Raw genomic sequence first — 12,847 nt, forward strand, 5'->3', positions numbered from 1 at the left:
CCTCCTCCCGCAAGCCGGGAGGAGGCCGTTCGCCGTCGGCGCGGTGGTACCGATTCGGGCACTTTAGGGTGGAGATGTTCCGCTATGGCCGGTGCCGGGAGGTGGGCGAGGTGATCCGTGGGGTCCACCTGGAGGCGCAGTGGCGGCGGGAGGCGCTGCGGACGAACCTGTGGGTCGTGCCGATCCTGGAGGTCGTGCTCGCCGGGGTGCTGTTCGTGGCCACCCTGGCCCTGGACAAGGCCGCGTACCGGGGGGACCTGGGGCTGCCGTCCTGGGTGATCAGCGGGACGGCCGACGCCGCTCGGCAGATTCTCGCCGCGATCGCCGCGGCGCTGATCACGGTCGTGGGCGTGGTCTTCTCGATCATGATCGTGACGCTGACGCTGGCCTCCACCCAGTTCGGCCCGCGAATGCTGCGGACCTTCATCCGGGACCGCACCACCCAGCTCACACTGGGCACCTTCGTCGGGACGTTCGCCTATGCGATCCTCTCGCTCGTCGTCATCGGACCGGGCTCGCACGGCGACTTCGTGCCGCACCTGTCGATCACCGTGTGCATGGTCCTGGTGATGGCGGACCTGGCCATCCTGATCTACTTCATCCACCACATCGCCACCTCCATCCAGCTGCCCCGGGTGATCGCCAGCATCGCGGCGGAGCTGTCCGAGGCGATCGAGGCGGGCGCGGGCGAGCCGGAGCCGGTCGGCGCGCTCGCACGGGGGCCCAGCGTGGCGGAGCTGAACGTCCGGCTCGACACCTCGGGGGCGACCGTCCCGGCGCCGGCCAGCGGCTACCTGCAGTTCGTCCGACACCGCACGCTGGTGCGGATGGCGGCGGGGCTCGACGCCGTCATCCGGCTGGACCACCGGCCCGGGCACTTCCTGGTCCAGGGGCACCAGCTGGCCACCGTCTGGCCCGCCGAGGCGGCGCCCGAGGTGGCCCGCAGCTTCGCCCGCGCCCACATCACCGGCTCGTCCCGCACGCTCGCCCAGGACATCGCCTTCGCCGTCGACCAGCTCGTGGAGATCGCCATCCGGGCGCTCTCCAGCGCGGTGAACGACACCTTCACCGCGCTGACCTGCGTCGACTGGCTCGGCGAGGGCCTGTGCCGGATCGCCGCCCGCTGGAGCCCGAACCCCGTCCACCGCGACGAGGACGGATACATCCGGGTGATGACCGTCCCCGTCAGCTACGAGCGGCTGGTCCAGCGCGCCTTCGAGAAGATCCGCCAGGCCGCCCACGGCATGCCGGCCGTCCTGATCCGCCAGCTCGACGCGCTCGCCGAGATCATGGCGGAGACCACGACCGAGCGGCAGCGCCGGGTGCTCCTCGTCCAGGCCGAGATGATCGAACGCCTCAACCGGGAGTCGGTGGCCGAGGCCGCCGACCGCGAGGACGTCCGCCGCCGCTACCTGGCCGTCCTGGCCGCGTACGCGCAGGCGCAGGCGCAGGCGCAGGCGCAGGCACAGGCACAGGCACAGGCTCAGGCACAGGCGGGCAATGAGGCCTGACGTCATGTCATGCGAATGCCATCGCTCGTGCGGGTGAATTTCCGCTGCTGGGGGTGAGGATGCGGCCGCGGGGCATGATCGTAGCCGGGGTGCCTGTGACCGTGATCCGGGGACGGGACGGGAGGCGGGGTGTGGGCGAGTTCGCTCGGCTGAGGCTGCTCGACGGGTTCGCGCTCGACTGCGGCGCGAAGCCGGTGTATCTGACCAGGACGCTGCAACGGCTGCTCGCGTTCGTCGCGCTGCGGCGGGAGGCGCACCGGGCGGTGGTGGCGGGCACGCTGTGGCCGGAGTCGGACGAGGCCAAGGCCTTCGGCCGGCTGCGCACCGCGCTGTGGCGCCTGCAGCAGTCCGGGGCGCCGGTGCTCGCCGCCGACGGCGAGACGCTGCGGCTGCACGCGTCGGTGCGCGTCGACGTCGACGAGCTGCTGCGCAGCGTCCGCGATTGCGGAGCGGGCGACCACCGCGCGCTGTACAGCGGCGGGCCGCGCGAGCTGCTGCCGGGCTGGTACGACGACTGGGTGCTGCTGGAACGGGAGCGGCTGCGCCAGCTCTACCTGCACGCGATGGAGAAGCTGGCGCTGCGCGACCTGCGGGCCGGGGACTTCGCGGGCGCGATGGAGGCGGTGCTCGTCGCGCTGCGCGCCGAGCCGCTGCGGGAGAGCCCGCACCGGCTGCTGCTGGAGATCCACCTCGCCGAGGGCAACTACAGCGAGGCGATCCACACCTACCACGCGTACCGGATCCTGCTGAGCCGCGAGCTGGGGGTGAACCCGTCCCCGGGGATGCGGCGACTGCTGGACGCGGCCGTCGAGGCGGCCCCCGGCGCGGACGGCGAGGCCGCCCGCGCCCGGTTCGCCTAGCTTCCCAGGGGGTGGAAGGTCTTGCGCGGGGACGGGTCGACGGTCGAACCGTTGACGTAGGCGAGTGGCGCGTATTGGTAGCGCACGCCGTCGGGGTCGACGGCGGCCGGGCCGTCCGGGCCCTGTGGCCAGAGGACGTCGCCGGTGGCGGTGCGGGCCGGGACGAGCCAGTGGTCGCCGCGGCGGTAGGTGCCCTTCTTGGCGCCCTGGCCGGGCTGGAACCAGATCTGGATGCCGTCCTCCAGGTCCAGCCAGACGCCCTCGACCAGCGGGAGGGCGCCGTCGTCGGCGAGGGGGGCCGTCGGGCGCTGGTCCCAGCGGCGCAGGAAGGGGTGCGCGCCGAGCCCGCAGTCCTCGTCGCCGTCCTGCCGGTCGAGGGTGACCAGCAGGTCGACGGCGTCGATCGCGAGGACCTGCCGCAGCCGGGGTGCCGGGCGCGGCGGGTCGGTGAGCACCACGTCGTCGGCCACGTGCCCGGCGATCGTGTCGTCGACGAGCTCCACCCAGTCGCCGACCTCCAGGCCGAGCTTGCCGTCCCGGCCCAGGGCGGTGACGGTGGCCACCGCGCCGTGGAGCGACGCGATCGGGAACACCACGGACGCGTTCTCCCGGGACCACGTGAAGGTGGCGCCGGCGAGGGTGCCGCGGCGCCTGTTCGTGGTCCCGGCGGGCCAGGCGGGGCCGCCGGTGTGCACCTCGATCCGGTACAGCTGGTTCTCGGGGCCGCGGAACCGGCTGTCCGGCGGTAGCTGGCACCGGACCTCCGAGGGGGCGGGCGGGTGCTTGGCCCGGGCCCGCAGTTGGCCGGTCGGGCGGAAGGCGGCCAGCCGGGTGGAGAACTCCGTCAGCGCGTCCGCCGTGGTGGTGGCGGCCACCGGGAGCGCGGCCACCTGCCAGACGGTCTTCGCCCGGGCGGCGGTGTCGGGGCCGGGGTCGCCGAGCGCGACCTCGCGGATCGCCGGGTCCTGGAGGGCGGTGATCAGCCGCTCCCACACCCGCAGGTACACCACGAAGGGCTTGTCCTGCGGCAGTTGGGCGGTGGGATCGGTCGGGTCGAGGGGCAGGTCCGGCTGGGTCCAGTAGGTGGCGTCGGCCTCGTTCTCGAGCAGGATGCCGTCGACGTACAGGCGTCCCGCCGAGATCTTCAGGTCCTCCTGCGGCTTCCGGCCGCTGACGGCGTCGATCGCGAAGCCGCCCCCGACGGCCGGTGCCGCGGCGGGCCCGAGGAGGTCGGCGATCGTGGTGCGCAGCTGGTGCAGCAGGAGGGCGCCCTGCTCGTTGAGGTCGGCGTCGAGCTGGACCCGGCCCTGCTGGGCGAGCACCGCCGAGTAGTGCTTGCGCGGGTCGAAGGTCGTCCGCGAGAAGTCGCCTTGCATGGTTGTCTCCTGGGTAACGATCTAGGTCAAGATCTACGTCACGAGCTACGTCACGAGCACCAGGCCGGCGTCGCAGCCGGCCGGCACGTACTCGGCGAGCCGCAGCCGGAGGTTGTCCTCGCGCTGCGGCTGGAACAGGTCGTGGAAGGCGCCGGGTTCGGAGCCGTCGTCGGCGCCGCGCCGGATCTCCTCCGGGCAGTCCGGCGCGAGTTGGGCGTATCCGGGGGTGCCGTACCGGGTGCTGGTGAACCTCGGGACGACGGGCTGCGGGGCGCCGGGGGGTGGCGCGGCGGGCAGGCAGTGGAAGCGGCGGGGCGTGCGCGAGCCCGGTCCGAGCCAGCAGAACCGTACGCACCCCGACTGGCGGCGGTCCACGCGCAGGCAGCCGGTGACGATCGAGTTCTCCACCAGGCCGACGCCGTGGGTGAGGACGGCGCCGAACACGGTGGTCCGGCGGATGCTGACGACGGCGTGGGCGGGTCGGCGGTCCGGGGCGGATAGCGCGGCCGGGCCGGGGCCGGTGGCGTCGAGGATGCTGTCGGAGAGCCAGACCGTGTTGGGCTCGGCGTGCACCTCGTCGGCGTTGACCAGGATCGGGCCGAGGATGCTGTGCTCGACCTGGAGGCAGGCCGGGGTGTCGGCCAGTTCGACGCTCGCCTCCTCGGCGTGCTCGGGGTTGCACTCCTGGTCGAGCGACCAGCCGGGTACCAGGGTGCAGTGCCGCAGCACGACCGCGCCGACGCCGCCGGAGATCCGCAGGCCGCGCCCGGCGACGAGCAGACCGTCGAACGTGATCCGCGGCGGCTTCCCGGCCGCCTTTGCCGGCGGGCCCACGACGTGCAACGCGTCCGGGCGGTTGCTGTTCCAGTCCAGGACCCGCAGCACCGGGCGGGCGCCCTGCGCGGCGCGCAGGGTGAGGCGGTCGTCCGGTTCCAGGGTGATGGCGAGCCGCTCCAGGTAGTCCCCGGCGTCGGTGATCTCGATGACGGCCTCGCGCTTGCCGGGGTCGGCCGCCTTGTCGGCCTGCCACTGGCGCAGCGCAGCGCCGATCTCGGTGAACTCGCCGTTCCGGCCGACCCGGTAGAACGCCGCCGGGCGCCGGAGGTCGAGCGGCCGGACGTACTCGCCGCCGCCCAGGTCCGCGCTGAAGCCGTAGTGGTAGTCCACCCACACGCCCTCGGTCGGCGCGTGGCGCGCGGGGAAGGCGATCCGGCCGAGCACCGGGTCGATCGCGACCTGGTCGTTGGCCGGGTGGTGGCGCCAGCCGGTCAGGTCGGCCGGCACGATCCGGTGCAGTGGCACCGGCTCGCCGCCGACGTAGACGCACAGGCTCTTGCCCGGTCCGTAGAACTGCGCGGTCCGCTCGGCGAAGGCCAGGCGGCGGATGAATGCGGGCACGGTGCTCTCGTCCGCGAGGTGCGCCGGTGACGGGCCGCCGACCGGCTTGACGATCAGCGGTGCGCTGTTGCCGAGCACGCTGAACGTGAAGTGGGTGCGGGCCCGGTCGTCGCAGTGGGCGGGCGCGCGGGTCACCGGGTACGGGCGCAGCCGCCACAGGAACAGGCCCACTTCGGGGAGGTTGTAACGGCCTTGGGTGCGCGCCGAGTTGATGCGTCGGACGTCGACCGTACGGGCGAGCCGGTCGAACGGGCCGTCGATCCGGTCCAGCGCGTCGACCGCGTGCAGGTCCACCGTGCGGCCCCGGGCGAGGCTGCGGCGGTCGGCGCGCGGGTCGCGCCCGAGCAGCCGGACCGGCTGGGTGAGGCCGAGCAGGGTGCGGAACTCCACCGCCCGGGCGGGCCACCCGGCGACGTCCGCGGCCAGCTGCTCCAGCAGCGCGAGCGTGCCTTTGCGGCGCCGGTCGGCGACCGTGTGGGCGACGTCGCGCCGCCCGGCGATCGCGGCGAGCAGCCGCTGCGCCGCCTTGGTCGGGCTCGTCAGCGCCTCGGCGGAGCCGGGCAGGACGCGGTAGCCGACCAACTCGCCGAGGTAGGGCGCGACCCAGCCCTGGCAGGTCTCGATGAACCAGTCGTCGTAGAGCTGCTCGATGTCGGCCTCGATGACGTCGGCCTGCTCCTGCACCACGCCGAGCAGCGCGCGCAGCGGCCACCCCTGCTCGGCGTCGCGGCGGCGGACGACGGACGGGAGGAGGGCGTAAAGGCGGTCGCGGTCGGCGGTCACGGGATCCTCCGCAGGGTGAGCGCCTCCGGCACGTCGGCCGGGAGCACGGCGAGCTGGGCGGGGCGGACACCGCGGAAGACCGTGAGGAGTTGCCCGGGATGGAGGTCGGTACTCGTCAACGGCGGGTTCAGCGCGGCGAGTTCGTCGAGGTGCAGGCCGAACCGCTGGGTCACCGTGGTGAGGGTGTCGCCGGACGTGACGCGGTACTCGGTCTGCTCGAAGTGGGCAGGGAGAGCAGGGAGGCACGGACTGGCGTTTGTCAACTGCGCGGCCAGCTGGGCCAGTTGGATCGGAGTGACGTCGCCCGGGACGTCGGCGAAGACGTGCACGTCGGTGTAGTCCACGCCCTCGACGGCCTGGATCGCGGCGATCGCCTCGCTGAGGAACGCGGGCCGGCCGAGGGTGCGCGCGGCGAAGCCGAACCGGGCGGCCAGCGCGGCCCGGACGGCCGGTTCGACGAGCTCCCACGCGTAGTCGGGCAGCACCTTGACCCCGGCGTCGAGCACGATGAGCCGCAGCTCCCGCGCGGCCACCCGGACCGGCACCCCGGCGTCCCCGAAGTCCACCAGGGAGCGTTCGAGCATGGTGAACAGATCGGAGAGCGGGTCGACCGGCGCGTCGCCGACCGCCGCGACGGTGATGTGCACGACCTCGCGGGTGCCGTCGAAGAGCTTGACCGCGCTCGCCTTGCCGATGCCGGCCCGGGCCCGGGTGAAGTCCTCGTAGTCCTGGACGGACACCAGCCGGTCGAGCGCGCGCAGTCGCAGCGGGATGACCGTCCGCGCGTCCTCCGGACCGTCCCCGTCGGCGCCGCCGGTGGCGGGCAGCGGGTTGGTGACCGCGCTGACGCCGAGCGGGCGGGCGGCGAGCTGGTTGACCCGGTCGGCGGGGAGGTTGCCCGAGGCGCCCGCGCCGGTACGGTACCGCGCGGTGACGTTCTGGCTGCCGGAGGGCAGGCGGGCGCCGTGCACGCCGTCGCCGAACGCCACGGAGGCGCCGTGCAGTTCGTAGGTGTGGTCGTTCGGGCCGGAGAGCGCGAGTGCGGGGGTCTCGTGCCAGGCGACGCCGTTGACCCGGGTGGTGAGGGAGTTCTGTGCGCCGAGCGGGTTGTCGGCGGCGGTCCAGGTCAGCGGGGTCGCGTCGGCGACCAGGTGCAGCGGGAACACCTGGCCGGGCACGCCCGCGTCGCCGTTGCCGAGGATGTCGTCGCGGGTCTCGCCCTGGGTGGCGGCGACGACGTTGCCGTGGATCCTCACGGTGGCGCGCCGGTAGGTGTAGGCGAGGTCGCCCGCGAGCAGCAGCCGGGTCTGCGGGCCCTGGCCGCGTTGCAGCACGGGCCGGCCGTCGACGGTCCGGTCCAGGCGCTGGCTCACCCCGGCGACCATGGCGAGTTCGGCGGCCCGCACGCCGCTGGTGTGCGGCACGTCGGTCCGTTCGCCGGACACGATCACCCAGCGGCCGGGCTTGAGGCCGTCGTGGCACCGGTCGAGGTCGATCGCGGCCTGCCCGACGTCGTCGGGGATCGGCGCGCCGACCGGGGTGAGCGGCTCGCCCTGCGCCCACACCGGGGTGCCCTTGCCGAGCGGGCCCTTGGCGGGGTCGAGCGGGGTGTCGAACTCCAGCATGGTGACGGTGACTTCGCCGATCTTCCTGCCGCTCGGGTCGGTCACGTCGAGCTGGGCGGGCAGGACGCGGTCGGGGAACAGCACCACCGTGTCCGTGCCGTCGCCGGTGCCGACGAGGACCGGCCGGCCGGGCAGGACGGTGTCGTGGACCGCGTCGAGCAGGATCTGGTCCACCCGGGTGTCGGCCGCGGCCGGCTGCGGCTTCTTCCGGGCCAGCGCGATGGCCGCGCGGAGGCGCAGCACGGTCAGCCCGGCCAGCGGCGGCGGGTCGGTGATCCGCTCGCGTCGCCACGCGTCGTACACCGGGGCGAGGCGGGGGTCGGCGGCGGCGAGCAGCCGGGGGTGGACGTCCGAGTCCGGCCGGAACAGCTGCTGGACGGGCGTGTCGAGGGCGCGGGCGGAGCGCGGCGGGCGGGAGGGCGGGCGGCGCAGCGCCGGGAGGACGGGGGTGAGGGCGACCAGGCCGACGGCCTGGTACGGGTCCTTGCACGTGGGCCCGCCCTCGTCCTGCTGGGAGTCTCCGCTGCAGTTGTCCGGACAGACCAAGGAGCGGGCGAGCGCGCGCAGTTGGGCCATCTCGGGGTCGCTGCGGCGGGCGAGCTGGGCGGCGAGGGTGAGCAGGGTGCGGCCGTCGCGCTGGACGGTGTCGAGGTCGCCGCCGAGCCAGTCCGTGAGCGCGCAGGTGGCACCCCTTGCGGCGAGCGCGATCGCCTCCGGCAGCCGTTGCAGGTAGTCGGCGACCGTGCCCAGCGCGCCGGCCGGGGTGAGGGTGGGCGTGAGGAGGGCGGCGAGCGGGGTGAGGATGTCGGTGACGATCCGGGCCGCGGCCGGGTCCACGCCCGTCACCGGGTCCCCGGTCGCTACGCGCACGGCGTCGGCGAGCGCGGTGACGGCGGTGGTGAAGGCGTCGAGCGGGGTGGCGCGGGACACCAGGGTCACGTCGGTCCGGCTCGCGAGGAAGTCGACGGTGGAGTCGGCGACGGTGCGGGCGTGGAGGTCGGGCGCGAGGCCGCTGGGCGCGAAGGCGAAGAGCAGCCGGTCGCCCTTGCGGAGGTTCGCGGTGGTGCCGTCCACGGCGAAGGAGACGAGGGCGGAGTCGACGTTGCCGAGGGTGATGTCCGGCGGGTCGGTGAGCCGGACGGCGAGGGTGTTCCACTCCTCGCGGGCGACGAGGTCCTCGGCTGTCTCGAAGGTCTGCGGCAACTGGCCGTTCGCCGCCTGGCTCCTGACGCCGGACCCGGCCGGGATGAGGCTGCGCGCGCCCGGGTCGAGGGTGTACGCGAGGTAGGTGCCGGACGCCAGCGGCGGGCGGGGGAGGTGCCCGGCGAGCCGGCCGAGGTGGTCGAGGGACTCGGGCTCGGTGGCGGTGCCGAGGTAGCCCTCGTTGGCGATGCGCTCCTGGTAGAAGGTCAGCACCTCGCCGACCATCGCCCAGCAGTCGAGCAGGGCGATCGCCGGGTCGTCCGGCTCGCGGGTGGTGAGAGGGTCGAGCGCGCGGCGGCCGGCGAGCCGGGCGAGCATGGAGGCGCGGAACGTCGCGTAGGTGCCGGCCCGGTAGGTCAGCGCAGGCAGGCCGGGCGGGTTGAGGATCGGCGTCGGCGTGACGGCTTCGACACCGGCGCAGCAGCCGCAGTCGCAGGTCATTGTCCGCCCTCCAAGTCGATGGTGAGGCGGCCGTGTTCGGGCCGGGACGGGTCGTTGTCGAGCTGGGCGACCTCCAGCGGCCCGATCGGCAGCACGCCGGTCGTGAGGGCGTCGCCGGGGTCCGCGGGGCCGGCGAACAGGCGGTCCAGGCGGGTGACTTCGGCGTGCTGCACGCCGGGGACGGACACCGCCGCCGCGACCAGGCGGCTGACGCGGACGGGCGCGCCGAACGTCAGCGCGTCCGGGGCGAACAGGGCGGCGAAGGCGGCCGGCAGCCCGGCCCGGACGTGCCCGGCGACGTGGTCGGGCTCGACCTGCACCCGGAGGGCGACGTCGAGCGGGACGAGGGTGGCGCTGAACTCGGCGAGGTCGTGGCCGATCCGGCGGTAGCGGAACAGCGACGCGCGGACGGCGTCGAGCAGCCGGTCGGGCGCCGTCTCGGTGCCGAAGGCCTCGACGGCCACCTGCGCCTCGTACCAGCTGCCGGTCCAGCGCAGGTCGGCCGCCGCGCGCCGGACGCCGGGGACGGCGGCGGCGAGCGTGGCGTAGTCGTCCGCCGTGATCGCGCGCAGCAGGCGCGTGGTCGGTGCGATCGGGGCGAGGCGGCGGACGTCGTCGACGGGTTCGGGGTCGACGCCGCCGGTGGCGGGCCGCGGGTTGCGGACGAGGCGGATGCCGTGCTGGTGGGTCGAGCAGAGCACGACCCGACTGATCGCCTCGGGCCCGACGTTGCCCGCCGTCCCGTTGCCGACCCGGTAACGGACGGTACAGCGCACGCCGGGGGCGTCGGCCGGCGGGAATGCGGCGCCGTCCAGGCCGTCGCCGAAGCGCAGCCGCAGGACGCCGTCGTCGTCGGTCTCGCCGACGAAGTCGCGGTCGGCGGGCCCGCTGTCGAGCAGGTCGCGGCGGGGCCGCCAGTCGTGGCCGTCCTGGTCGGTGAGCCGGACGGCCGGCAACGCGGCCCGGGGGTCGGGGGCGGTGGCCGTGGCGGCCGGGCCCCGGAACGCCGGGTCGCTCTCGCGGAGGCGCTCGCGCTCGTGCTCGCCCCAGCTCTGGCCGATCTCCCAGCCCTCGGCGTCCCACCGGAGCACGTGGCCGGCCCGCGCCCGCCGGACGAGTTCGGCCCAGCGCGCGAGCTTCGCCGCGAGCAGCTCGTCGAAGCGCGCGAGCAGCGTGCGCAGGGCCTCGCGCGGACGGCCGTCGGCGTCGACCCGTTGCAGCACGGCCTCACCGAACAGGACGACCAGATAGGCGCGTTCGGCGGGGGTGAGCCGGCCGTCCTGCGGGGGCAGCCGGTGCCAGATCGCGGTGATCCGGCGCCGGGCCCGCTCGGGCAGGCCGAGCAGGCGGTCGGCCTGGGCGGCGGCGATGACGGCGTCGGTGGGGAACGGCGCGCTCTGCGTCACCGGCGACTGGCGCAGCGCGGGGGCGAAGCGGACCGGCAGCGGCGGGTACGCCGGGCGTCCGGCGGTGCCGTCCTCGGGGCAGCCGAAGCCCGTCCGGTCCGGGCAGCCGGGTTCGTTCGGCGGCAGGACGGGGACGTCGATCGTCTCGGGCGGCCGGTGGCACCAGTCGATGCGCGCGCCGTGCTCGACCAGCACGGTGTTGCCCCGGGCGACGCCCACCTCCAGATCCGTGCAGCCGGGGCCGCCCCGGGCGCTGACGCAGAACGGGAAGGCCAGCGCGTCCTCGCGCGCCCAGGCGACCCGCAGGACGGGCTGGTCGTAGAGCCGGTCGACGTCCTCGGTGACGGAGACCAGCCGGACGGCCTGGCGGTGGGTGCGGTCGGCGTCGGCGGCCGTGCCGGTCCTCGCGCCGAGGATCTCCTCGAAGACCAGGACGTCGCCGGGCCGGAGCCGAAGGGTGCGAGCGCCCGAGGTGCCGTCGACGAGCGTCGCCGAGGTCGTCCCCGTAGGGAGGCAGCACTCGGCGTCGCCCCAGGTCCAGACGTGGATCAGATTGTGGGCGGCGTGGAGCGGGACGTCCTCGTCGTGGACCGGCTCGAACACCTGGTACGGCGGCAGGTGGCGGCGTTCCAGGTCGGAGGTGAGCACGGCGGCGCCGAGGTCGGGCAGCACGGTGGGGGCCAGGGTGGCGAAGCGGAAGTCCCCGGCGGGCAGGGTGAGGTCCTCGTCGGTCTCCAGGCAGACCCACGCGCGGGCCGCGCAGCCGTCGTGCATCGCGTAGTCGACCAGCCGGGCGTGGCGGCGCACCGAGACCCGGAGCCGGGCGGTGTCGAGGTAGGCCTCGGTGGCGACCGCGTCCTGGCGGTAGCTGAGCCGGTCGGCCTCGTAGGCGAGCAGCTCGACCAGGGTGATGCCGAGGTCGGGCACGTGCCGCTCGATCCAGGCCGGCATGGTCAGGCTCAGCCGGTCGAGCAGGAGTTGGCGGAAGCTCTGGTAGTCCTTGGCCAGGTAGTCGATCTCCGGCGCGGGCGGGTACGAGGGCGCGCAGCCGTCGTCCGCGGCGCAGTCGAGCGTCGCGCACTCGGGCCGGAAGGTGAAGTCGGCGCTCGCGTACCGGGGGTCGAAGCCCGGGTACGGGTCGGTGCCGGGCCGGCCGTGCGGGTCGGTGCGCACGACGCTCAGCCGGTAGGTGGACAGGTCGCCGGGCCGGTCGGTGGTGAGCACCAGCCGGTCCGCCAGCTCGCGGTCCTCCGCGGCCTCGCGCCGCACCTCCCGGACGGTGATCCCGGTGATCCGCTCCCCGCCGTCGATGCGGAAGTTGGCCGGGGCCAGGCCCTCCGGCGCCTTGCCGAACAGGACGACCACCAGCTCGTCGCCCGGGCCCTCGTCGAGGACGTCCACGCTGTCGATGCCGTTGAAGCCGCTCGCCCGCAGCCGGGCCCGCCGCCGCTCGTCGGAGCACGTCATCGGCTCACCCATCGGGTCAGTCATCGGCTCACCCATCGGGTCAGTCATCGGCTCACCCATCGGGTCAGTCATCGGCTCACTCATCGGGTCACGCTCCCTTCGAGGACGTCGGTGCGCACCTCGCCGGTGGCGATGAGCAGGTAGCGCAGTTCGATCCGCAGGGTGCTCTCCTCGGCGGTGACCCGGAGCGAGTCGACCACGATGACGTCGCCCAGCCAGCGGTGCAGGGCGCCCTCGGCCGAGACCTGGAGCGCGGCGGCGAGTTCGACGCTGTCGGGTTCGAAGACCAGGTCGAGCAGACCGCAGCCGAAGTCGGGGCGGTTGACGCGCTCGCCGGGGGTGGTGAACAGCAGCTGCTCGATCATCCCGAGCACGTGGCCGGGGTAGTCGGCCTCGGCGGTGCGGCCGCGGGCGTCGATGCGGAACGGGAAGGCGAGGTCCATGGCGCGTCCTCCGCTCAGAGCCCGGTGACGAGGGTCTGCATCGCCAGGACCAGCGGCGGCCCGGGGGTGGGCGAGCCGAGGCACACGCCGCCGCCGGGGACCGGGGGAGGGGTCGGTGGCGGTGCCTGCGTGAGCAGCGGCGCGCCGTTGACCAGCACCGAGGACACGTTGGCCCACTGCACCGTCGCGCACGGCGGCGTCACGGCGCAGCCGGCGACCACGATCCGGTTGGCGCTGGTCGCCAGTGGCAGTCCGTCGACCAGGGCGCCGGGCGGGCCGGCGGGCAGGACGGTGGCGGTGCCGCCGTGCGGGCAGGTCATGGTCATTCCCGTGT

The 12,847-nt window shown here is 74.6% G+C and carries 8 protein-coding genes; 2 read left to right on the forward strand and 6 right to left on the reverse strand.

What is annotated here, in order from left to right; translation table 11 throughout:
• Window positions 1–110 precede the first annotated feature (110 nt).
• Together KV557_RS06480 and KV557_RS06485 are read left to right on the forward strand one after the other, a co-directional pair.
• Window positions 111–1,511, forward strand: coding sequence for a DUF2254 domain-containing protein (locus KV557_RS06480; protein WP_218198762.1), 1,401 nt, complete (start codon window positions 111–113; stop codon window positions 1,509–1,511).
• Window positions 1,512–1,642: 131 nt separating this feature from the next.
• Complete coding sequence (locus KV557_RS06485) at window positions 1,643–2,371, forward strand: AfsR/SARP family transcriptional regulator (RefSeq protein ID WP_308129789.1); 729 nt, start codon at window positions 1,643–1,645, stop codon at window positions 2,369–2,371.
• Here KV557_RS06485 and KV557_RS06490 read toward each other — a convergent pair.
• The 6 genes from KV557_RS06490 to KV557_RS06515 are packed head-to-tail and all read right to left on the reverse strand — an operon-like array spanning window position 2,368 to window position 12,833.
• Complete coding sequence (locus tag KV557_RS06490) at window positions 2,368–3,747, reverse strand: DUF6519 domain-containing protein (RefSeq protein WP_218198764.1); 1,380 nt, start codon at window positions 3,745–3,747, stop codon at window positions 2,368–2,370. The two genes, KV557_RS06485 and KV557_RS06490, sit on opposite strands and share 4 nt — an antisense overlap.
• 45 nt (window positions 3,748–3,792) lie before the next feature.
• The gene (locus tag KV557_RS06495) at window positions 3,793–5,928 is read right to left on the reverse strand and encodes a hypothetical protein (RefSeq protein ID WP_218198765.1); all 2,136 of its coding nucleotides are present in this window, start codon (window positions 5,926–5,928) and stop codon (window positions 3,793–3,795) included.
• A complete protein-coding gene (locus KV557_RS44405) occupies window positions 5,925–9,197 on the reverse strand; it encodes a putative baseplate assembly protein (protein WP_218198766.1) in 3,273 nt (1,090 codons plus the stop codon). Before KV557_RS44405 ends, KV557_RS06495 begins: the two co-directional genes overlap by 4 nt.
• Window positions 9,194–12,094 (reverse strand): putative baseplate assembly protein, encoded by a 2,901-nt coding sequence (locus tag KV557_RS06505; protein ID WP_256177010.1) that lies wholly within the window; start codon window positions 12,092–12,094, stop codon window positions 9,194–9,196. The genes KV557_RS44405 and KV557_RS06505 overlap by 4 nt, the downstream gene beginning before the upstream one ends.
• A 56-nt stretch (window positions 12,095–12,150) precedes the next feature.
• Window positions 12,151–12,513, reverse strand: coding sequence for a GPW/gp25 family protein (locus tag KV557_RS06510; RefSeq protein ID WP_218198767.1), 363 nt, complete (start codon window positions 12,511–12,513; stop codon window positions 12,151–12,153).
• Window positions 12,514–12,527: 14 nt separating this feature from the next.
• On the reverse strand, window positions 12,528–12,833 hold the full coding sequence (locus KV557_RS06515; RefSeq protein ID WP_218198768.1) for a hypothetical protein: 306 nt from the start codon (window positions 12,831–12,833) through the stop codon (window positions 12,528–12,530).
• Window positions 12,834–12,847: the final 14 nt, after the last annotated feature.

It is taken from the genome of Kitasatospora aureofaciens (genome assembly GCF_019192735.1).
GTDB lineage: Bacteria > Actinomycetota > Actinomycetes > Streptomycetales > Streptomycetaceae > Kitasatospora > Kitasatospora aureofaciens_A.